The sequence below is a fragment of the Empedobacter sp. EJD.6dd genome, assembly GCF_057369435.1.
Genome location: NZ_CM170667.1, coordinates 2,035,341 through 2,057,304 on the forward strand (window position 1 = coordinate 2,035,341; position 21,964 = coordinate 2,057,304).

At 34.5% G+C, this 21,964-nt stretch carries 14 protein-coding genes, 2 tRNA genes and 3 rRNA genes; 11 read left to right on the plus strand and 8 right to left on the minus strand.

Features of this window, described 5'->3' with window-relative positions; all coding sequences use genetic code 11:
* Positions 1–96 precede the first annotated feature (96 nt).
* The 9 genes from tgt to AC2I98_RS09720 all read left to right on the plus strand — a co-directional run bounded on the left by tgt (position 97) and on the right by AC2I98_RS09720 (position 8,764).
* The gene (gene tgt / locus AC2I98_RS09680; RefSeq protein ID WP_486411494.1) at positions 97–1,227 is read left to right on the plus strand and encodes a tRNA guanosine(34) transglycosylase Tgt; all 1,131 of its coding nucleotides are present in this window, start codon (positions 97–99) and stop codon (positions 1,225–1,227) included.
* Position 1,228: 1 nt separating this feature from the next.
* Positions 1,229–2,323 (plus strand): LptF/LptG family permease, encoded by a 1,095-nt coding sequence (locus AC2I98_RS09685; RefSeq protein ID WP_486411495.1) that lies wholly within the window; start codon positions 1,229–1,231, stop codon positions 2,321–2,323.
* A gap of 206 nt (positions 2,324–2,529) precedes the next feature.
* On the plus strand, positions 2,530–3,780 hold the full coding sequence (locus AC2I98_RS09690; protein ID WP_486411496.1) for a T9SS type A sorting domain-containing protein: 1,251 nt from the start codon (positions 2,530–2,532) through the stop codon (positions 3,778–3,780).
* Between the two features lie 228 nt (positions 3,781–4,008).
* Complete coding sequence (thrS, locus tag AC2I98_RS09695) at positions 4,009–5,931, plus strand: threonine--tRNA ligase (protein ID WP_486411497.1); 1,923 nt, start codon at positions 4,009–4,011, stop codon at positions 5,929–5,931.
* Between the two features lie 59 nt (positions 5,932–5,990).
* A complete protein-coding gene (gene infC, locus AC2I98_RS09700; RefSeq protein ID WP_236688239.1) occupies positions 5,991–6,500 on the plus strand; it encodes a translation initiation factor IF-3 in 510 nt (169 codons plus the stop codon).
* Positions 6,501–6,559: 59 nt separating this feature from the next.
* The gene (rpmI, locus tag AC2I98_RS09705; RefSeq protein ID WP_038337133.1) at positions 6,560–6,757 is read left to right on the plus strand and encodes a 50S ribosomal protein L35; all 198 of its coding nucleotides are present in this window, start codon (positions 6,560–6,562) and stop codon (positions 6,755–6,757) included.
* A gap of 95 nt (positions 6,758–6,852) precedes the next feature.
* Positions 6,853–7,197: a 50S ribosomal protein L20 gene (rplT, locus tag AC2I98_RS09710; RefSeq protein WP_486411498.1), complete on the plus strand. Its 345-nt coding sequence runs from the start codon at positions 6,853–6,855 to the stop codon at positions 7,195–7,197.
* Between the two features lie 135 nt (positions 7,198–7,332).
* Positions 7,333–7,998 carry a phosphatase PAP2 family protein gene (locus tag AC2I98_RS09715; protein WP_486411499.1) on the plus strand — a complete coding sequence of 222 codons (666 nt, stop codon included), beginning with the start codon at positions 7,333–7,335 and terminating at the stop codon, positions 7,996–7,998.
* Complete coding sequence (locus tag AC2I98_RS09720) at positions 7,982–8,764, plus strand: nitrilase-related carbon-nitrogen hydrolase (RefSeq protein WP_486411500.1); 783 nt, start codon at positions 7,982–7,984, stop codon at positions 8,762–8,764. The genes AC2I98_RS09715 and AC2I98_RS09720 overlap by 17 nt, the downstream gene beginning before the upstream one ends.
* 495 nt (positions 8,765–9,259) lie before the next feature.
* On the opposite strand, the gene rrf is transcribed toward AC2I98_RS09720, so the two are convergent.
* The 7 genes from rrf to porQ form a co-directional block, all read right to left on the minus strand.
* Positions 9,260–9,368: ribosomal RNA gene (gene rrf, locus AC2I98_RS09725) — 5S ribosomal RNA — on the minus strand.
* 228 nt (positions 9,369–9,596) lie between these two features.
* Positions 9,597–12,383 (minus strand): 23S ribosomal RNA (locus tag AC2I98_RS09730).
* A gap of 231 nt (positions 12,384–12,614) precedes the next feature.
* Positions 12,615–12,688, minus strand: a tRNA-Ala gene (locus AC2I98_RS09735).
* Positions 12,689–12,704: 16 nt separating this feature from the next.
* Positions 12,705–12,778 (minus strand) — tRNA-Ile (locus AC2I98_RS09740).
* A gap of 107 nt (positions 12,779–12,885) precedes the next feature.
* Positions 12,886–14,404: ribosomal RNA gene (locus AC2I98_RS09745) — 16S ribosomal RNA — on the minus strand.
* The 16S, 23S and 5S rRNA genes sit together here with 2 tRNA genes alongside, the layout of an rRNA operon.
* Positions 14,405–15,388: 984 nt before the next feature.
* On the minus strand, positions 15,389–16,075 hold the full coding sequence (gene cmk / locus AC2I98_RS09750; RefSeq protein WP_486411501.1) for a (d)CMP kinase: 687 nt from the start codon (positions 16,073–16,075) through the stop codon (positions 15,389–15,391).
* Positions 16,076–16,127: 52 nt separating this feature from the next.
* Positions 16,128–17,153: a type IX secretion system protein PorQ gene (gene porQ, locus AC2I98_RS09755; protein ID WP_486411502.1), complete on the minus strand. Its 1,026-nt coding sequence runs from the start codon at positions 17,151–17,153 to the stop codon at positions 16,128–16,130.
* Positions 17,154–17,271: 118 nt separating this feature from the next.
* On the opposite strand from porQ, the gene AC2I98_RS09760 reads away from it, so the two are divergent.
* Positions 17,272–19,542: a DUF2339 domain-containing protein gene (locus tag AC2I98_RS09760; protein ID WP_486411503.1), complete on the plus strand. Its 2,271-nt coding sequence runs from the start codon at positions 17,272–17,274 to the stop codon at positions 19,540–19,542.
* A 15-nt stretch (positions 19,543–19,557) separates the two neighbouring features.
* On the opposite strand, the gene AC2I98_RS09765 is transcribed toward AC2I98_RS09760, so the two are convergent.
* Entirely contained in the window at positions 19,558–20,853 is a 1,296-nt protein-coding gene (locus tag AC2I98_RS09765) for a mechanosensitive ion channel family protein (RefSeq protein ID WP_486411504.1), read from the minus strand.
* 161 nt (positions 20,854–21,014) lie between these two features.
* On the opposite strand from AC2I98_RS09765, the gene zupT reads away from it, so the two are divergent.
* Complete coding sequence (zupT, locus tag AC2I98_RS09770; RefSeq protein ID WP_486411505.1) at positions 21,015–21,797, plus strand: zinc transporter ZupT; 783 nt, start codon at positions 21,015–21,017, stop codon at positions 21,795–21,797.
* Positions 21,798–21,964: the final 167 nt, after the last annotated feature.

Genomic DNA, 21,964 nt, shown 5'->3' on the forward strand with positions numbered 1-21,964 from the left:
TCAGAATAAGGGTAAAGTGAACTTTATCCTTATTTTTTTGTTATTTTTTTCGAAACCAACTCGCAACAAGCTAAACAATTAATATCTTTGCACACTATGAAATTTTCAATCGATAAAAAAGACGAATTTTCAAAGGCAAGAGCTGGTGTTGTAGAAACCGATCACGGTAAAATTCAAACACCAATTTTTATGCCTGTTGGTACAGTTGGTACAGTAAAATCTGTTCACCAACGTGAGTTAGAAGAAGATATTAAAGCCCAAATCATTCTTGGAAATACATATCATTTGTATTTGCGTCCAGGAACAGATATTTTGCACAAAGCGGGTGGATTACATAAATTCATGAATTGGCAAAAGCCTATTTTGACAGATTCTGGAGGTTTTCAGGTATATTCTTTGGCGACAAGTCGTAAGAAATCCGAAGAAGGTGTGCGTTTTAAATCGCATATAGATGGTTCTTACCACATGTTTACACCAGAAAAATCAATGGAAATTCAACGTTACATTGGAGCAGATATTTTTATGGCTTTTGATGAGTTAACAGGAATTCCAGCAAAATATCACGATGCAAAACGTGCCATGCATGTTACACATCGTTGGTTAGAGCGTTGTAGAACTTGGTTAAACAATAATCCTGAATATTACGATCACAAACAAACGCTTTTCCCAATTGTTCAAGGAAATGATTTCAAAGATTTACGTCAAGAATCAGCAAAATACATTGCCGATTTTGGTGCGGAAGGAAATGCGATTGGTGGATTATCTGTTGGTGAACCAGAACCTGTAATGTACGAAATGACGGATATCGTTACAGAAATCCTTCCACAAGATAAACCTCGTTATTTAATGGGAGTTGGTACTCCTTGGAATATCATCGAATGTATTGCTTTGGGAGTTGATATGTTTGATTGTGTAATGCCAACACGGAATGCACGTAACGGAATGTTATTTACATGGAATGGTGTAATGAACATGAAAAATGCAAAATGGAAAGATTGTTATGAACCATTAGACGAAAGCGGAACTAGCTATGTGGATAGTTATTATACAAAAGCGTATGTCCGCCATTTATTTAATGCGCAAGAATCTTTAGGAAAACAAATTGCATCTATACATAATCTTGCTTTTTATTTAGATTTGGTAAGAGTTGCAAGAGAACATATCTTAGCTGGAGATTTTGCACAATGGAAAGAACAAATTGTTCCACAATTAAAACAACGTTTGTAGTTTGAAAATAATTGATAAATACATCATCCGAAACTTTATCGGAACTTTTATCTTTATGGTTTTGATTTTGTCTACTATCGCCGTAATTGTCGATCTTAGTCAAAAATTGGGACGTATTAGCGATAGTGGTTCTACTGCTTATTCGGCTTTGACTCAATTTTACCCTTATTGGTCAATTTGGATTATTAACACCTTTTTACCTATTGCTGTTTTCATCACCGTGATATATTTTACATCGCGATTAACAATGCAAACAGAAATTGTAGGGGTACTTTCGGGTGGTATTAGTTTTTATCGATTTACACTCCCTTATATTTGGGTTGCCATATTTTTGGCAGTATCAGCCTTATTGGTAGGAAATATTGTTTTACCATGGGCAAATATCAAAAAAAATAAATATCAATATACCCATTTATTAAGCAATAATGATAAGGAAGAGTATTATAAGCGACAACGAATTGGTTCGCAAATTTCTCCAAACGAATATGTTTTTGTGGATAGTTATGACAGAACAGAAAAATTAGGAAGTTCTTTCATGTACCAAAAATTTGATTCAACTGAATTGAAGAAACAAGTTATTGCTTCGAGTTTTAATTGGAACGAAAAAGATTCTACGTATGCTTTGATGAGTGTTTATACTCGAGAAGTGAATAAAGATCAAACCGAAAAATTAAAGTACGAGCCCAATACAAATGTAAAATTACCTGCTTCGCCAGACGAAATTTTGCCTGAAGAATATGTTGCAGAAACTATGAATACTTTTGAGTTGAACGAATTTATTCAGAAACAAAAAGCAAAAGGTTCTGCAAATGTCAACACATATCAAAATGAATTAAATAACCGTTTAAGTGGTCCTTTTTCTACTATTATTTTAACAATTTTGGCGTTATCGCTTTCATCAAAAAAACGTCGTGGAGGTATCGGAATTAACTTGGCTGTTGGTATTTCATTAGCATTTGTATACATTTTCTTTTCGCAAACAACATCTACGTTTTCCGAAAAAGGATTTGTTTCTCCATTTGTAGCCTCGTGGATACCTAATATTGTTTTTGGTTTACTTACCTTATTTTTATATTTTAGAAGAGCACGATCTTAAAATATTTCAAAATCCAGTTTCCATAAGAAACTGGATTTATTTTATACAATCATACAAGTAAATAATTTATTTGATTTACCTCAAAACCCACCATACTTTATTTTTTTATTCCATTGATATTGAATATATTTAACTCATCCTAATCCTTTCTAAAATAAGTTATTAGAAATTACAAAGGTTCAAGTTTTAAACGATAATCAATTGATATGAAAAAAAATTTACTCTTTCTTTTTTTAATCCTTTCGGTTTCTATTTTTTCGCAAGAAACATTAAATACGATGTTTTATAATGTGTTTAAATTTCCGAATTCTCTTCCTCAAAATCGTCAATTGATCTTGAAAGATATTTTAGATGATTACAAACCTGACTTATTTATGATTTGTGAATTGGTAACTGAACAAGGAGCAGATTTAATTCTAAATACTTCGTTACAAAATCAACCTGATAAATTTGCTCGTGCTCTTTTTATAGCTGATACAACTAATTTAGATGATCCTTTACAAACAATGGTTTTTTATAACACACGTAAACTTACCTTAATTACACAGAAAAAAATTCCAACTGTTTATCGCGATATCAATCAGTATTCTTTTCAATTAAATATAAGTTCAAACGATCCAATTCGTCTAGAAGTTTTTGTTGCACATTTAAAATCAAGTACAGGACCTGCAAATCGTCAAATGCGATTAGAAATGGTGCAAGAAGTAACAAAATCATTAAAAAATTTAACACAACCTAATACGTATGTGCTTTTTGCTGGTGATTTTAATCTTTATAATTCATCGGAACCTGCTTATCAAGAAATTCTAAATCCTGCAAATGCTATATTGATGATTGATCCACTAAATGCGTCAGGAAATTGGCAAGACAATCCAGCTTTTAGTTATTTACATACTCAAAGTACACGTGTTTCAAACTCAGGTTTTGGGAGTGGTACAAATGCAGGGGGAAGTGGTGGTTTAGATGATCGCTTTGATTTTATTATGATGAGCGAGAATTTCAAAAATAGTACACGCTTATCATATATAAACGAAAGCTATAAAGCGTATGGAAATAATGTAGATTGTTTAAATAAAGACGTTAAAGACCCAAATTGTACTGGTATTTACTCTCAAACTCTACGAACTAATTTGTATAATATGAGTGATCATTTACCTGTTGTAGCACAATTTAGAATTAATGAATCTTTAAGTACAAAATCATTAGACACAAAACCTTTGATATGGTTACAATCATCTACTATAACGAATGAAAAAATTATTATTGGTGTTGATAAATCTAGATTAAACTCTCAAAATAATACGCTTTTCATTTATAATTCAGTTGGACAATTGGTACAATCTGTACAATTAAATAATCAATCGAGCATCACAATTGATTGTCAAGGATTAGCTACTGGAATATATTATATTAAAACAAAAGAATCGAACGAAATTTTAAAATTTATAAAGAAATAATTTTTTTACAAAACTCAAATCCTGATCAGAATTAAATGTTTTTTCTATTATTAATGATTAAAATTCAATAAAAAATTAAGTCATTCCGAACTTGTTTCAGTATTATATAAAGTTAATATTTAAAATATTCTGAATAATCAATAATCAATCAAAATCAACCCTTTAAAAATTTCGTCAACTTGCAGAAAATTCGTAATTTTGCATTCTATTACAAATTCTAAAAGACAGATGATAAACATTTCTCTTCCAGACGGAAGTGTAAGACAGTATGAGAGTGGCGTAACTCCTATGGATGTAGCGCTTAGCATTAGTGAAGGTTTAGCACGTAATGTAATTTCGGCTATAGTAAACGATAAACAAGTTGAAACAACAACCCCAATCACCACAGATGCAACGATCAAATTGTTAACCTGGAATGATGAAATGGGTAAAAAAGCTTTTTGGCATTCATCTGCTCACTTGTTAGCGCAAGCTATTGTTGAGTTTTATCCGAACGCCAAATTAACTATCGGACCTGCTATTGATAAAGGTTTCTATTACGATGTTGATTTTGGTGTGGATAAATTTACAGAAGCTGATTTTGCGAAAGTAGAAAAGGCAATGTTAGACAATGCAAAGAAAAAAGCTGAATTCAAATTATATTCAGTTTCAAAAGCTGATGCATTAGAGACATACAAAGACAACGAATACAAAACAGAATTAATCTCTAATCTACAAGATGGAGATATTACATTCTGTACACACGATAATTTTACAGATTTATGTCGTGGTGGACACATTCCAAACACTGGAATTGTAAAAGCTGCAAAAATCTTAAATGTTGCTGGAGCATATTGGCGTGGAGACGAGAAAAACAAAATGTTGACTCGTGTTTATGGTATTACATTCCCAAAACAAAAAGATTTAACAGAGTATCTTGAGTTATTAGAAGAAGCTAAAAAACGTGATCACCGTAAATTAGGTAAAGAATTAGGTTTATTTGCTTTTTCTGAAAAAGTTGGTGCAGGTTTACCACTTTGGTTACCAAAAGGTGCTGCTTTGAGAAGAAAATTAGAAAACTTCTTATTAAAAGAGCAACAAAAAATGGGTTACGAAATGGTAATCTCTCCTCACATTGGTCAAAAAGAATTGTATGTAACTTCTGGTCACTATGCAAAATATGGTGCAGATAGTTTTCAACCAATTAAAACACCAAACGAAGGAGAAGAATTTTTGTTAAAACCAATGAACTGTCCTCACCACTGCGAAATTTATAAAACATCTCAATGGTCGTACCGTGATTTACCAAAACGCTATGCTGAATTTGGTACAGTTTACCGCTACGAACAATCAGGAGAATTACACGGTTTAACTCGTGTACGTGGCTTTACTCAAGATGATGCTCACTTATTCTGTACACCAGATCAATTATTAGAAGAATTCAAAAAAGTAATTGACTTAGTATTATATGTATTTACAAATTTAGGGTTCGATAATTATTCTGCACAAGTTTCATTACGAGATCCAGAAAATAAAGAAAAATACATTGGTTCTGACGAAAACTGGGCAAAAGCTGAACAAGCAATTATTACAGCAGCAGAAGAAAAAGGCTTACCAACAGTTGTAGAATATGGCGAAGCTGCATTCTACGGACCTAAGTTAGACTTTATGGTGAAAGATGCATTAGGACGTCAATGGCAATTAGGAACAATCCAAGTGGATTATAATTTACCAGAGCGTTTTGATTTAACTTACACTGGAGCAGACAACGAAAAACACAGACCAGTAATGATTCACCGTGCACCATTTGGTTCTATGGAACGTTTCATTGCCATCTTGTTAGAAAATACAGCAGGTAATTTACCACTTTGGTTAACACCAGATTTATTCACAATTTTACCAATTAGTGAAAAATATGTGGAATATGGAGAAAAAGTATTAAATTTGCTGGCTGAAGAGGAAATTAACGGATTGATAGACAGCAGAAATGAGAAAACTGGTAAAAAAATCCGTGATGCCGAAATCAACAAAATTCCTTTCATGTTAGTCATCGGTGAAAAAGAAGCAGAAAACGGTACAGTTTCTGTAAGAAGACACGGTGAAGGTGATTTAGGAGAGATGAATATTCAAGAGTTTATCAACTTCATGAAAGAACAAATCAAATTAAAATAATTTAAAACAGAATAACTATCGCAATTAGAAGAAAAGGCGGCAGAGGTCCAGCCAGAGTAATTAAGGAAGATCAACACAAGATCAATGATAAGATTGACGCGAAAGAAGTACGCGTTGTTGGAGAAGGCATAGAACCTGGTGTATATCCAATAGCTAAAGCTTTAGAACTTGCAGAAGAACAAGGTTTAGATTTGGTAATGATCAGTGAAAAAGCCATTCCACCTGTTTGTCGTGTCGTAGAGTATAAAAAATTCTTATACGAACAAAAAAAGAAAGAAAAAGAGCTGAAAGCTAAACAACAAAAAGTTGTCGTTAAAGAAATTCGTTTCGGTCCTCAAACAGATGATCATGATTACGAATTCAAAAGACGTCACGCAAGATCTTTCCTAGAAGAAGGTTCTAAATTGAAAGCATACGTTTTCTTTAAAGGACGTTCTATTATCTTTAAAGATCAAGGAGAAATTTTATTGTTACGTTTAGCACAAGAATTGGAAGATGTTGGAAAAGTAGAACAAATGCCAAAACTTGAAGGTAAAAGAATGATTATGATGATGGGACCTAAGAAATAATTAGGTTTCCATTCTCTTACAAAAAATAAAAAACGTTTTAATTTTAAATATTTGTAATCATGCCAAAATTAAAAACAAAATCTGGAGCGAAAAAACGTTTCAAATTAACAGGAACAGGTAAAATTAAAAGAAAACACGCTTTTAAAAGCCACATCCTAACAAAAAAAGAGACTAAACAAAAGAGAAATTTAACTCAAACTGGTTTAGTTGATCAAGCTGATGTTCATTCAGTAAAACAACAATTAAGATTAAAATAAGAACGTGTTCTTATTTGGTTTATTAATTCATTATTAACCCTGTCGATGGGCTTTGAAGTAGAGTAATCTCGCCCACTACAAAAAAATTAAAAATTATGCCAAGATCAGTAAACGCAGTTGCGTCAAGAGCTAGAAGAAAAAGAGTTTTAAAACTTGCAAAAGGATATTTCGGAAGAAGAAAAAATGTTTGGACTGTTGCTAAAAATGCAGTAGAAAAAGGTTTAGTTTACGCTTACCGTGATAGACGTCAAAAGAAAAGAAATTTCCGTGCGTTATGGATTCAAAGAATTAACGCTGGAGCAAGATTACACGGATTATCTTACTCTAAATTTATGGGTGCTGCTCATAAAGCTGGAATCGAATTAAACCGTAAAGTATTAGCGGATTTAGCGATGAATCATCCAGAAGCTTTCAAAGCAATCGTAGAAAAAGTAAAATAATTTTTTTTAAACAATATTAAAACGTTTTAAAACTTGGCTATTTAGTCAAGTTTTTTTTTGCCTAAATTTGAAGTATGTCATTCTGAGTTTATCGAAGAATCTCATCCACAAATATTATTTAAAAATCCAAGCTAAATGAATCAACAAAAAGATTTATTCCTAAGAATTTGGCCATTTTTCGTCGTATTTTTTATTTACAATTTTGCAGCAATTGCGATGACACAATACTTTGGTCGCGATGAATTACATTTGCATTTCAATAAATATAGTAATCAATACTTTGATAAATTCTTTGTTTTTTATACCGATTTCGGAACATATTATTTATTCTTTCTTCTCTTAGGTTATTTATTTTGGAAAAATACGAAACGAGAATTTTATTATTTATTAATTTCAGGCGCAGTTGCTACTGGAATTAGTACATTTTTTAAACTAGAATATTTCAAACAAGTATTACGTCCAGGATATTATTTCACTCAGAAAAAAATTAATATCGTTTTAGTCAAAGATTACGCCATACAAATGGAATCTACTTTTCCTTCTGGACATTCTTTAACTGCTGCAATTATATCAATGATGTTATGTTTACTTGCAAAAAACAGATGGCTACAATTATTCTTTGCACTACATTTTCCAAGTATCGCAATTAGTAGAATATATCTATCCCGACATTTTGCTATTGATACTGTAGGAGGATCAATGATTGGTTTTTTTATTTTTATCTTTACTTATTACATCATTAATACATTCAATAATCCTAAATTAGATCAAAAATTTATCAATAATGGAAAATCAAACTAAACTTAAAATATCGTTGATTCAATACGATGTTATTTGGGAAGATGCTGAAGCAAATCAAACTTATTTAGATAACTTGTTAGCCAATCATCAAACAGATATTATTCTATTACCCGAAATGTTTGCTTCAGGTTTTTCGATGAATGTAGAAAAAATTGGTCAAAAACCTTTTGGAGAAACCTTCGAATGGATGCAACACAAAGCCAAAGAATTGAATTCTGCAATTGCAGGAAGCATTTCTACACATGAAAATAATAAATACTTCAACCGTTTTTATTTCGTTTGTCCTAGTGGCTCTATTTACATTTACGATAAAAAACATTTGTTTAGTTACGGAAAAGAAGCTGGCGTATATTCTGCGGGTGATAAAATTGTAACAATAGATTATAAAGGATGGCAAATTCGACCTATTGTCTGTTATGATTTACGTTTCCCTGTTTGGATTCGCAATACAGAAGAAAATCCTTACGATTTATTACTTTGTAATGCCAGTTGGCCAAAAGCTCGTAGAGAAGCTTGGATCTCTTTGTTAAAAGCACGTGCAATAGAAAATATGGCTTTTGTAGCAGGAGTGAATAGAATTGGTGTAGATGGCTATAATCTCGATTATCAGGGTGATTCTTATCTCTTTGATACATTAGGGCAAGATTTAGAAAGAATAAACAATCATTCAGAAATTTTACAATTCGAGATTGATAAAAAAATACAAGAAAAAACACGTCAGCATTTTAACTTCTTAAACGATCGAGATTCATTTTATTTTGGATAAATATAAGCTCGACGTTGGTTGAGCTTTTTTTTATTGGGTTCCCTCGTTAATAAACCTTCGATAATAAAAAGGTCATACATATAGCTCGGTCGGGCTATCCGTTCCAATCTTTTGTTTTTTGGGGTTGCTGAGCCTGTCGAAGTACAAAAAACAAAAGGATTTCCACTACTATCCCTAACGCGGGTTGAGTTCTAAGTTTTGAGTTATAAGTTATAAGTTATAAGACGTAAGATTTAAGACTTACAGAATAGAAGTAGAAGTTAAACTATCATAAGGGTGTTTTCAAGTTCTGAGTAAGTTGTAAAAAGGAAGCTTTCATTTTATCAAGAAGAAGCTTCTCGTTGACTAATTAGAAGCCTCTTGTTGGATGAAAGCAAGCTTCTTGTTTTATAAAACATAGTTTGGAGATGCGTAAAGCTTAAAACGTTCAGCCTAAAGCGCGACGTATAACCACAAAAAAATCCTCAAGAAATAAATCTTGAGGATCTTAATAAAAACTGGCGACGACCTACTCTCCCGTAAGTAATAGTACCATCGGCGCAGGCAGGCTTAACTTCTCTGTTCGGAATGGGAAGAGGTGAGCCCTGCAGCTATAGTCACCCTAATATTTTTAAATAGGTATTAGTTCCTATTATATGTTGACATTATCAGAAGCTCTAGGCATTAAGCTTAAAGCTTTAGGCGTAAAGCCTTCACACAATCTTTGGTATTACATGTTTTAATCCAAATAAGATTAACTAACCTTCTCTATGACGATTAAATCATTTGTTAGTATTTAATCTTTAATTTAATTTTTATTGGTATTGCTACCAACTATCTCTGATTCGTACTTTCGAAAAAGTCTATGGGTAATTAGTACTACTCGACTATGACATCACTGCCTTTACATCTATAGCCTATCAACGTTGTAGTCTACAACGACCCTTTAAAGAAGTCTAATCTTGCGGCGAGTTTCGCACTTATATGCTTTCAGTGCTTATCTCTTCCAAACGTAGCTACTCAGCGGTGCACCTGGCGGCACAACTGATACACCAGAGGTTTGTTCAACACGGTCCTCTCGTACTAGAGTCAACTCCGCTCAAACTTCTAACGATCACAACAGATAGAGACCGAACTGTCTCACGACGTTCTGAACCCAGCTCGCGTGCCACTTTAATGGGCGAACAGCCCAACCCTTGGGACCTTCTCCAGCCCCAGGATGTGACGAGCCGACATCGAGGTGCCGAACCTCCCCGTCGATGTGAGCTCTTGGGGGAGACTAGCCTGTTATCCCCGGAGTACCTTTTATCCTTTGAGCGATGGCCCTTCCATACGGAACCACCGGATCACTATGTCCTGCTTTCGCACCTGATCGACTTGTAGGTCTCACAGTCAAGCACCCTTATGCCATTACACTCTACGCACGGTTACCAAGCGTGCTGAGGGTACCTTTGAAAGCCTCCGTTACTCTTTTGGAGGCGACCACCCCAGTCAAACTACCCACCATGCACTGTCCTTCCAAATGGAAGTTAGGCTCCAAGTAAATAAAGGGTGGTATTTCAACAATGACTCCACAATACCTAGCGATACTGCTTCATAGTCTCCCACCTATCCTACACATTATTTACCCGAAGTCAATACAAAGCTATAGTAAAGGTTCACAGGGTCTTTTCGTCCCGTTGCGATTAACCGGCATCTTCACCGATACTACAATTTCACCGAGATCATGGTTGAGACAGTGCCCAGATCGTTACACCATTCGTGCAGGTCGGAACTTACCCGACAAGGAATTTCGCTACCTTAGGACCGTTATAGTTACGGCCGCCGTTTACTGGGGCTTCAGTCAAAACCTTCGAGTTACCTCTAAGCTCCTTCCTTAACCTTCCAGCACCGGGCAGGTGTCAGACCCTATACGTCATATTTCTATTTTGCAGAGTCCTGTGTTTTTGATAAACAGTCGCCTGGGCCTTTTTACTGAGGCTGACATTGCTGTCAGCGACCTTTCTCCCGAAGTTACAGGTCTATTTTGCCTAATTCCTTAACCATGAATCGCTCGAGCGCCTTAGGATACTCTCCTCGACCACCTGTGTCGGTTTACGGTACGGGCTGCACATCTCGCTATTTCTTGGAACAATGTTCAGAGGATTATCACTCCAGCCGAAACCTTCGTGTACTATCCCTACTTTACGTAGGTTCAACGTACTATTCCGTCAGTACGCACCTCCTACAATCATTCGTCACTTTTATTGAGTGCAGGTACGGGAATATTAACCCGTTTGCCATCCACTACCCCCAAAGGGTTCGTGTTAGGTCCCGACTAACCCTCAGCTGATTAGCATAGCTGAGGAAACCTTAGTCTTACGGCGAATAAGTTTCTCACTTATTTTATCGTTACTCATGCCTACATTTTCTTTTCTAAAAGCTCCACCACCCATTACCAGGTGACTTCTGCGCCGTTAGAATGCTCCCCTACCAGATGTACATAAGTACAAATCCATAGCTTCGGTAATATGCTTATGCCCGATTATTATCCATGCCGGATCGCTCGACTAGTGAGCTGTTACGCACTCGTTAAATGAATAGCTGCTTCCAAGCTAACATCCTAGCTGTCAATGCAATCCAACCGCGTTTTCTCAACTTAGCATATATTTGGGGACCTTAGCTGATGGTCTGGGTTCTTTCCCTCTCGGACATGGACCTTAGCACCCATGCCCTCACTGCCTAGAAACATATATTAGCATTCGGAGTTTGTCAGGAATTGGTAGGCGGTGAAGCCCCCGCATCCAATCAGTAGCTCTACCTCTAATATACTTAACTAAACGCTGCACCTAAATGCATTTCGGGGAGTACGAGCTATTTCCTAGTTTGATTGGCCTTTCACCCCTACCCACAGGTCATCCGAAGACTTTTCAACGTCAACCGGTTCGGTCCTCCACTTTGTGTTACCAAAGCTTCAACCTGCCCATGGGTAGATCACAAGGTTTCGCGTCTAATACTACTGACTTAAGCGCCCTATTCAGACTCGCTTTCGCTACGGCTCCGGACCTGAAGTCCTTAACCTTGCCAGCAACATTAACTCGTAGGCTCATTATGCAAAAGGCACGCCGTCACACTTACGTGCTCCGACCGCTTGTAGGCGTACGGTTTCAGGTTCTATTTCAACTCTCTATTCGAGATACTTTTCACCTTTCCTTCACAGTACTAGTTCACTATCGGTCTTTGAGGAGTATTTAGCCTTGGAAGATGGTCCTCCCATATTCGGACAGAATTTCTCGTGTTCCGCCTTACTCGTTATCAACTAGATAAAAATTTCACCTACGGGACTATCACCCTCTACGGTTAACCTTTCCAGGTTATTCTGTTATCCTTATAAAGTCTTTAGGGCTAATCCGCGTTCGCTCGCCACTACTTACGGAATCTCAATTGATTTCTTTTCCTATTGGTACTTAGATGTTTCAGTTCCCAACGTTCGCTCTCTAATAAATTAGAGTGACATGTCTTCAACATGCCGGGTTGTCCCATTCGGAAATCTTCGGATATAATGTGTATGTGCCACTCCCCGAAGCTTATCGCAGCTTATCACGTCCTTCATCGCCTCTCAAAGCCTAGGCATCCGCCGTACGCCCTTTGTAACTTTTTTCTCGATTTAACCGTCATATTATTGAGCGGTTATGTTAATCTTACTCGTTTTTTGATTAATTGTATACCTTTATAAAACTTTGATCTATTTCTAAATCTGTTTGTTTTTGATTGTATGCGATTATAAATAAATTTATAATCTGTTTCTAATAATGTCAATGAACTCTTCTGTTAATTCGGAAATATGATAATCTGCTAATTAGCTAATTAAATAATTCTCAAATTAAAATCGTGGAGAATATCGGAGTCGAACCGATGACCTCTTGCGTGCAAGGCAAGCGCTCTAGCCAGCTGAGCTAATCCCCCTCTTTATGTTATTTAGTAGTCTCAGGCAGACTCGAACTGCCGACCTCTACATTATCAGTGTAGCGCTCTAACCAGCTGAGCTATGAGACTCTTTAATACTCTTAAAGAGTGGTCTATATTTATATATACAGTACAGAATAAAAAGCCGAATCAAAATCAATCTTCTAACTAATAGAAGAAAATTCGTCGTTCTCTAAATATGAGATGTTCCAGCCGCACCTTCCGGTACGGCTACCTTGTTACGACTTAGCCCTAGTTACCAGTTTTACCCTAGGCAGCTCCTATTACGGTCACCGACTTCAGGTACCCCCAGCTTCCATGGCTTGACGGGCGGTGTGTACAAGGCCCGGGAACGTATTCACCGCATCATGGCTGATATGCGATTACTAGCGATTCCAGCTTCATAGAGTCGAGTTGCAGACTCCAATCCGAACTGAGATAAGTTTTAGAGATTCGCATCTTGTTGCCAAGTAGCTGCCCTCTGTACTTACCATTGTAGCACGTGTGTAGCCCAAGACGTAAGGGCCGTGATGACTTGACGTCGTCCCCACCTTCCTCGCGGTTTGCACCGGCAGTCTCATTAGAGTCCCCGTCTTTAAACGCTGGCAACTAATGATAGGGGTTGCGCTCGTTGCAGGACTTAACCTAACACCTCACGGCACGAGCTGACGACAGCCATGCAGCACCTTGCATTCTGTCCGAAGAAATTACTGTTTCCAATAACGTCATTATGCATTTAAGCCTTGGTAAGGTTCCTCGCGTATCATCGAATTAAACCACATGCTCCACCGCTTGTGCGGGCCCCCGTCAATTCCTTTGAGTTTCATTCTTGCGAACGTACTCCCCAGGTGGGATACTTATAACTTTCGCTTAGCCACTGAATCCGAAAACCCAACAGCAAGTATCCATCGTTTACGGCGTGGACTACCAGGGTATCTAATCCTGTTCGCTCCCCACGCTTTCGTCCATCAGCGTCAGTTAATGTTTAGTCACCTGCCTTCGCAATTGGTGTTCTGCGTAATATCTAAGCATTTCACCGCTACACTACACATTCCAGCAACTTCAACATTACTCAAGACTAACAGTATCAATGGCAGTTCTATCGTTAAGCGATAGGATTTCACCACTGACTGATTAATCCGCCTACGGACCCTTTAAACCCAATAAATCCGGATAACGCTTGCACCCTCCGTATTACCGCGGCTGCTGGCACGGAGTTAGCCGGTGCTTATTCTTCTGGTACCTTCAGCTACTCACACGTGAGTAGGTTTATCCCCAGATAAAAGTAGTTTACAACCCATAAGGCCGTCATCCTACACGCGGGATGGCTGGATCAGGCTTCCACCCATTGTCCAATATTCCTCACTGCTGCCTCCCGTAGGAGTCTGGTCCGTGTCTCAGTACCAGTGTGGGGGTTCACCCTCTCAGGCCCCCTAAAGATCATCGTCTTGGTGAGCCGTTACCTCACCAACTAACTAATCTTACGCATGCCTATCCTACTGCGATAAATCTTTCAAAAAATTATGATGCCATAATCTCTATTATAAAGTATTAATCCTCCTTTCGAAGGGCTATCCTTTTCAGTAGGGCAAGTTGCATACGCGTTACGCACCCGTGCGCCGGTCTCTAGTTCCCGAAAGAACTATACCCCTCGGCTTGCATGTGTTAAGCCTCCCGCTAGCGTTCATCCTGAGCCAGGATCAAACTCTCCATTGTAAATTATTTTTTTTAGTCTAAAAGACTTCTGTTTTTACAACTTCGAATTTCCTATAGCTCCATTATTCAAGGATTGACTTCGTTATTATTCGGCTATTATTTCTTCTGTATATATTATAATTTCAAATGAACTTCTCAGTTTCAAACTTACTTAAACATCGCTGTCGCAGTAAGCGGTTGCAAAGGTAAAACTTATTTCTTAACTACCAAATTTTATTTTAAAAAATTTAAAGTTTTTATTTTAATAAGTCAAATTAACTCTACTCTCAAACTCCTTTCGGAATCGGTTTGCAAAGGTAAAACTTATTTCTAAACTACAAAATTTATTTTTGAAAAATTTTTGATCGTTATCGTTTTACAATGTCAACTACAATACTACTCGTCTTTCGTATTGGGATTGCAAATATACGCACCCTTTTCTCGTTTTTCCAAACACATTTTACATTTATTTTACATTCTATCCCTAACTGACTGTTATGACGCGAAATATTTTTTGATAAAAGTGATGAGTGGTGAGTTTTGAGTAGTGAGAATGGATATTTTTGATTGACAATTTTTGAAATACGAGGGAAAGATTGTAGAGGTTCAGTAGAAAATTGGATAATATAAAAGAACATATATTCATTTTTTCTTGATACAAAAAGAATCAATGCCTCGATATACTCAGCACAAGCAAATCAAAAACTTAACTAAAAGGCATTTTGGAATTTCGTTAAATAAGAAAAAACATCTTTATTATAGTCTAAAATAACTACCAGTTTTCTCGACAAGCTCGAAATGACAAGGAAAATAAGGTTGGTTTATTACGCAAAAGTGCGTTTTTACAGCAAAAAATGATTAGATGTTTTGCTTTTATTTACTAAAAGAAAAAGCAAAATGTCTACTTTATAGGTAGCTACTCGGGAGAAATTCCGCGAAAGCGGAATTAGTTGTAAATAAAAAAAAATCTAAAAAAAGATTCTCTTGCTATATTATATATGTATATTAAACTTTAGATTCGATAATCTCCATTACTTTATTTACCGTTTCTTCTAAATTCATATTCGAATTATCTACTTCGATAGCGTCATCTGCCTTGCGAAGTGGTGAATAATCTCGGTGAGAATCGATATAATCTCTTTCATTCACATTTTTTAGAACCTCATCTAATGGAATATCTTTTCCTTGTTGTTGATATTCTAAAAAACGACGTTGCGCACGAACTTCTGGCGAAGCGGTTATAAAAATTTTGATATCAGCATTTGGAAAGACTGTTGTTCCGATATCGCGACCATCCATCACAATCCCTCCTTTTGCTCCCATTTGTTGTTGTAACGCTACACAATAATCACGCACAGCTGGAATTTCGGAAATTGGACTAACCATTTTAGAAACTTTCATCGTACGAATATCAGCTTCTACATTTTCTCCATTCAAAAAAGTAAGATTCTTTTGAGTTGTAGGATCTAATTTAAATTCTATCTTAATGTTAGACAAATTGGTGACTAAGGATTGCTCATCAATTTTATTATCGACAATATACTGATGTTGAAACGCATATAAAGTTACAGCGCGGTACATTGCGCCACTATCAATATGTGTATAACCAAGATTTTTTGCAATAATTTTTGACATCGAACTTTTTCCTGTAGAAGAATATCCGTCGATTGCAATAATTAAATTTTCTTTCATCTAAATAGAAATTGAAGACAAAGATAAGATTTTATAGTTGTTTGAAAAGTTTTTATAACCAAGGATTACTTCTCCAATAATCTCGACCTTGAATAATACGATCTAAATTGATAATCAAACCAAAGTGGTTAGAGCCACCAGATTTGTGATAATTGGCATGACCAAATTCAAATCGGAATGCATTTACTCGAATTCCAAAACCATACGTTAACCCAGATAAAGAGCGAATTCCTTCTGCTGCTAATTCGTTTCCACGTTTAAAATTATAACCTAAACGCATATTGAAATCCGATTCTGGAAATAATTCTGCTCCAACCGATACGTGATCGATTATTTTTCGTCCTGCAGAAACTTCTTGTCCATTCTTATTATATGGCTGAGAGATATCAAACTTTTGTAAATCGTGCAAAGAAAACGTAAACTCTAACGGAACATGTTCCAATCGATGCGAAATTCCCAAGTTTACTTGCGTTGGCATATCTTCTTTCTTTCCGTTATAAGTTTGGATTTGCCCTCCAATATTGCGAACAACCAACGAAACATTTACATTTTTATCAAAATCGTGGTACGAAAGACCTAAATCTCCCGCTATTGCTGAGGATTTATATGATTCTATGGTTGAATTAATGTACTTTAAATTTGCCCCAACTGTCCAATAATCACCTAAAACACGAGCATAACCTACAGTAATTGCGGCATCACTTGCTTTGAAATTTCCTGTTATATTTCCGTTTTGATCCGTTCCGACTAATTTTCCATAATCGACATATTGCCCATGAACAGACAAAAAGTTTTCTTGATCGATTTCATAAACCGTCGAAAATGTTCCAAAATCTACATCAGCAATATAATTTACATAATTAATTCCGAATTGTCCGTGCATTTCTCGGTTCATCAAAGCAGGATTCCACAAAGAAGAATTTGGATCTGCATCCCAAGAAGTCGCAACATTTCCTCCTAAAGCAGCCTGACGTGGAGAAGTTGTAATGTTCAAAAACTCGTAAACACGCGTTCCATCTTGCGCAAAAATCGATGATGATAGCGCGATAAACAATAATGTACTTAGCTTTTTAAACATTTAGCAAAAATAAAGATTTTGTAGAATAACGAAAACAGAATGATTTTGGTATGTATGAAACAAAATTTTAAGCTTTCTGAAAAAAAAGCTTAACTTCAATTTACCTAAAAAACACGTTATGGAATTTTTTATTGCCATTATTATACTTATTCTGATTGTAATTTTGTTTAACAAAGTTTCTCAACTTAAAAAACAAATTGATTATCAAGAAACTAAAATAAAACATTTACAAGAGCAATTAGATACAAAAGAAGTAAAAACTGAAACAAAACCAATTGTTGAGCAACCTAAAATTATTGAAGAAAAAAGAATTGATTCTCAGCCCGAAGTTCATCCTTATAATAAAGCAGAAACGCCAAAACAAATTTTCGATGAAATTCCTCCCAGACCAACTTCTGAAAGTAACTTTGATAAAAATATCAATAATGCAATTGCTTTTATTAAAGACAATTTTTTGACAATCTTTGGAATTGTAACCTTGGTTTTGGGAATTGCTTACTTTGTGAAATATGCGATTGATCAAAATTGGATTAACGAAACTTTCCGTGTAATGATTGGAATTGGAGTTGGTCTCAGCATAATTGGAGTTGCGCATAAAATCAGAAAAAATTATGAAATCTTTTCTTCTATCTTAATCGGTGGCGGATTGACTGTTTTATATTTTACCTTAACTATCGCGTTTCGAGAATATCATTTGCTTTCTCAAAATATCACATTTGCTTTATTAACACTTGTCACGATTTTCTCTATCGTTATGGCGATGCTATATAATCGACAAATTTTAGCTATTTTTTCAATAATTGGTGGTTTTTGCGCTCCATTATTGATTAGTACAGGCGAAAGCAATTTTATATTTCTGTTTGGTTATCTAACAATTCTCAACCTAAGTATGCTTTATATGGCGTGGCGAAAAGATTGGCAGGTTATTTCGTTTATCGCATTTGGTTTTACCTTTATATATAGTATCGCTTGGATTGATGATTCTAAAACCTCGTCTCAATATCTTTTCTTCGGACTACTTTACGTTATTTTTACCGTTACAAGTTTAATCAACTACATCAAAAAAGAAGAATTTTCGGTTTGGAATTCACTTTTATTAAGCTTCAATACCATTCTATCAACTGTTTTAATTTCTTCTGTCTATTATTTTATTGTTGGAAACAACAATGGTTTGATTGCATTCTTATTTGGGTTGATGAATGCTTTCGGCGCTTTTTATATCTATAAAACAACTAAAAATAGTTTATTACAAAATACCTTAATTGGATTAAGCATTGCGCTCATCACAACTGCAATCGCATTACAATTCAAAGCAAATATGGTTTCGATTTGTATTGCAATAGAATCTACATTGTTGTTATTTCTATGGAAAAAAAGTCGAGAAAATATTTTCAAAGTCTTTTTTATTGCGATGTTTCCATTTCTTTTGATTGCTTTATGCGTCAATTGGTTTGAATATATCGATACTGAAAAACATTTAGCCATAATTTTCAATCGCGTTTTTATCACAAGTTTTATTGCCTTAATTTGTTCTATCGCGAATATTTATTTGATGAAAGATTTCGAAACAGAAGAACAATTCTTAGGTTTCAAGCTCAATCATTCCAAATTTATCTTCATTTCAACATCTCTTTTATTAATGTATACAGGAATTCTGTTCGAATTAATTTATCAAATAGAACCTTATTTCAACTTTATGATGATTATAAGTTACGTTTTAATTTATACCTTATTCTTTATCGGTTTCATTTTAGCACTTCGCAAAAAACTAAATTTAGGAAGTACATTGCACCTCGTTTTACAAATTTCAGCTGCATTATGCATTCTATTTTTACCTATGTTTACCGAAATTCCATTGTTACCAAGCAAAACAAATTACACTATTGGTAGTTATTTTATTTATTTGACTTATTTAATTCCTACTGCATATCTTGTTTATTTAGTTGTAAAAAGTAAAGATTTCAAAAACTCAACTGCCAAACAAATTATCAGTATGCTATTAATTGTTTATGTAATTAGTTTCGAAAAATACAATAGTTTTATGTTAATGACACTAGACGAAACTTCTTCAAATTTTTCGCATCAAGCAGATATTTTCCGAATGATATTATTACCAATTATATGGGCAGTTTTAGGATTTGTGCTGATTTATTTCGGATTAAGAAAACAATTAAAAGGTTTTCCTATTGTCGGAATTATTTTATTTGGATTAATTATTCTAAAATTATATTTAGTTGATGTTTGGGAAATGAGCAACGTTTTTAGAATTATATCGTTCATCGTTTTAGGAATTTTAATCTTATTGACATCTTTTATGTATCAAAAACTAAAAAACTTGATGATGAATTTGATGGAAAAACCTCACGATAATAAAGAAGCTGAACAATAATGTTCAGCTTCTTTATTAATTATTTCTTTTCAATGCTTCTGCAATGACACGCATATCATCCGAAGAAGGTGATTCAAAAATCTCTAAATGAAAGAAAGGTACAACTGCAATAATGTGATCAAAAATATCCGCCATTATCACTTCATATTCGTTCCAAACCGTTGTATTTGTAAACATAAATAATTCAATAGGTAATCCATGTTCGGTTGGTTGAAGTTGTCGAACCTCAAACATCATATCTTTTCTAATTTTTGGACTATTATACGTATATGTTTTAATATATTGACGAAACAAACCAATATTCGTCATTCGTCTTCCGTTCGCCATAACCGTTGGATCAACTTTATTTGACATATTATATTGTTCAATTTCATGTGATCGATCTACAATAAAATCATGCAACATTCTTATTTTTTTCAATTCATTAATTTCATCTTCTGTCAAAAATCGAATCGAATTCATTTTAATATTAATAGAACGCTTTATGCGTCGCCCTCCTGCATTTTGCATTCCGCGATAATTTCGAAACGAATCAGAAACCAAAGCATAAGTAGGAATTGTTGTAATGGTTTTATCAAAATTTTGAACTTTTACAGTTCCTAAGTTTATTTCGATAACAGTTCCGTCAGCACCATATTTCGTCATTTCAATCCAATCGCCCACACGAACCATATCATTCATAGAAACTTGAATACTTGCTACGAAACCTAAAATAGAATCTTTGAAAACCAACATCAAAATTGCCGAAGCAGCACCCAACGAAACTAAAAACGTAATGGGTGATTTACCTGTCGCAATCGAAAAAATAAGAATTCCACAAATAAAAAATATCGAAATATTCATCACTTGTAGATAACTATCAATTGGTTTGTCTGCAAACGACTTTTTACTTCGAAGAAAATCTCTAAATGTTTTGAAAATTGCATTAAATAATAATCCTACTGCAATAACTAATGTAATATCTGTAATCTGCAGAGCTATTTTTATCCAATTCGGAAAACCTTTAAAAATAAGTGGAATTGATTCTTTAGCGACAATTATAGGAACGATATGCGTAGCAAATTGTAAAACTCTATTTTTGATTAATAAATCATCAATCTTGGTTTTACTTTTCTGAATTACATTTGTCAACACTAACAGCAAAACTTTTCGCAAAAGAAAATCGATCGCAAATAAAATCACAATAAGAATTATAGATAATACTATTGTTGTGAACAGTGTGGTAGAATAACTCGAAAAGCCTAATTTGGAAATTAATTCGAGCGTAGAGCGATACAAATCACTTTGAATATTTTCGTCTAAAAGTTCCATCTAAATAAAATCTAATTCAACAAAAATAAGTTTATCCTTTTCATAATTACAATCAACTGACAAATTACATTGAAAAAAAATTCTGACATATTATTTATTTTGATTCAAAGTAAAGAAAAGTTTATATTTGTTAGATTAATCTAACTTATTTATTAAAATTAATGTTTTCAAATCCATTAATATTTGCTTTTAGTTTAACTTTTCTTGCTGGCATCAGTACTGGAATTGGAAGTCTTTTGTGTTTATTATACAAAAAATTTAATCCAAAATTCTTAGGCGTAATGTTAGGAATTTCTGCTGGCGTGATGCTTTACGTTTCTTTTGTGGAAATCTTAACTAAAGCGAAACTTTCTTTATCAGCTGTTTTTGGTGAAAAATTAGGTTACACTTATACTTTATTGGGATTTTTTATTGGAATACTACTAATAATTCTAATTGATAAAATTTTACCACATAATCATTCCGAGGAAAAAGAATCAGAAACAAATGATCAAAAACTTTTGCGTTTGGGAATGTTTTCTGCTTTAGCTTTATCTATTCATAATTTCCCAGAAGGTTTAGCCACATTTTTATCTGCATTAGAAAATCCAACATACGGCATTTCGATCGCCGCAGCAATCGCCATTCATAATATTCCCGAAGGAATTGCCGTTGCTATACCTATATATTATGCTACAAAAAATCGAAAGAAAGCATTTTTATATTCTTTCTTATCTGGATTAACAGAACCTATCGGTGCTCTAATTGGATATTTTGTTTTATTGCAATTTTTTGATGAGTCTATTTTTGGAGCAATCTTCGCAAGTGTAGCTGGAATGATGGTTTACATTTCTATCAACGAATTAATTCCTACTGCAAAAGAATATGCTGGAAAAAAATTATCTACTTATGGTATTGTTTTAGGAATGTTTGTAATGGCTGTAAGTCTTGTTCTTTTTATGTAAAATAATTAAAATATTAATAAACAAATTTTTACTCATTTTTAAGTATTTACAATTACCTATAAATGATAATAACAAACAAAAAAAACATAACTATCTTTAAATTAATTAATTAAAAACGTATTTTATTGATAATTATTTTATATTTGTAATATTAATTAAGATCAACT

What these genes read in the sequence shown, in the direction of transcription:
- tgt (WP_486411494.1), top strand. Translation starts at nt 97, where the DNA reads ATGAAATTTTCAATCGATAAAAAAGACGAATTTTCAAAGGCAAGAGCT.
- AC2I98_RS09690 (WP_486411496.1), top strand. Translation starts at nt 2,530, where the DNA reads ATGAAAAAAAATTTACTCTTTCTTTTTTTAATCCTTTCGGTTTCTATT.
- thrS (WP_486411497.1), top strand. Translation starts at nt 4,009, where the DNA reads ATGATAAACATTTCTCTTCCAGACGGAAGTGTAAGACAGTATGAGAGT.
- rpmI (WP_038337133.1), top strand. Translation starts at nt 6,560, where the DNA reads ATGCCAAAATTAAAAACAAAATCTGGAGCGAAAAAACGTTTCAAATTA.
- rplT (WP_486411498.1), top strand. Translation starts at nt 6,853, where the DNA reads ATGCCAAGATCAGTAAACGCAGTTGCGTCAAGAGCTAGAAGAAAAAGA.
- AC2I98_RS09715 (WP_486411499.1), top strand. Translation starts at nt 7,333, where the DNA reads ATGAATCAACAAAAAGATTTATTCCTAAGAATTTGGCCATTTTTCGTC.
- AC2I98_RS09720 (WP_486411500.1), top strand. Translation starts at nt 7,982, where the DNA reads ATGGAAAATCAAACTAAACTTAAAATATCGTTGATTCAATACGATGTT.
- cmk (WP_486411501.1), bottom strand. Translation starts at nt 16,075, where the DNA reads ATGAAAGAAAATTTAATTATTGCAATCGACGGATATTCTTCTACAGGA.
- porQ (WP_486411502.1), bottom strand. Translation starts at nt 17,153, where the DNA reads ATGTTTAAAAAGCTAAGTACATTATTGTTTATCGCGCTATCATCATCG.
- AC2I98_RS09760 (WP_486411503.1), top strand. Translation starts at nt 17,272, where the DNA reads ATGGAATTTTTTATTGCCATTATTATACTTATTCTGATTGTAATTTTG.
- AC2I98_RS09765 (WP_486411504.1), bottom strand. Translation starts at nt 20,853, where the DNA reads ATGGAACTTTTAGACGAAAATATTCAAAGTGATTTGTATCGCTCTACG.
- zupT (WP_486411505.1), top strand. Translation starts at nt 21,015, where the DNA reads ATGTTTTCAAATCCATTAATATTTGCTTTTAGTTTAACTTTTCTTGCT.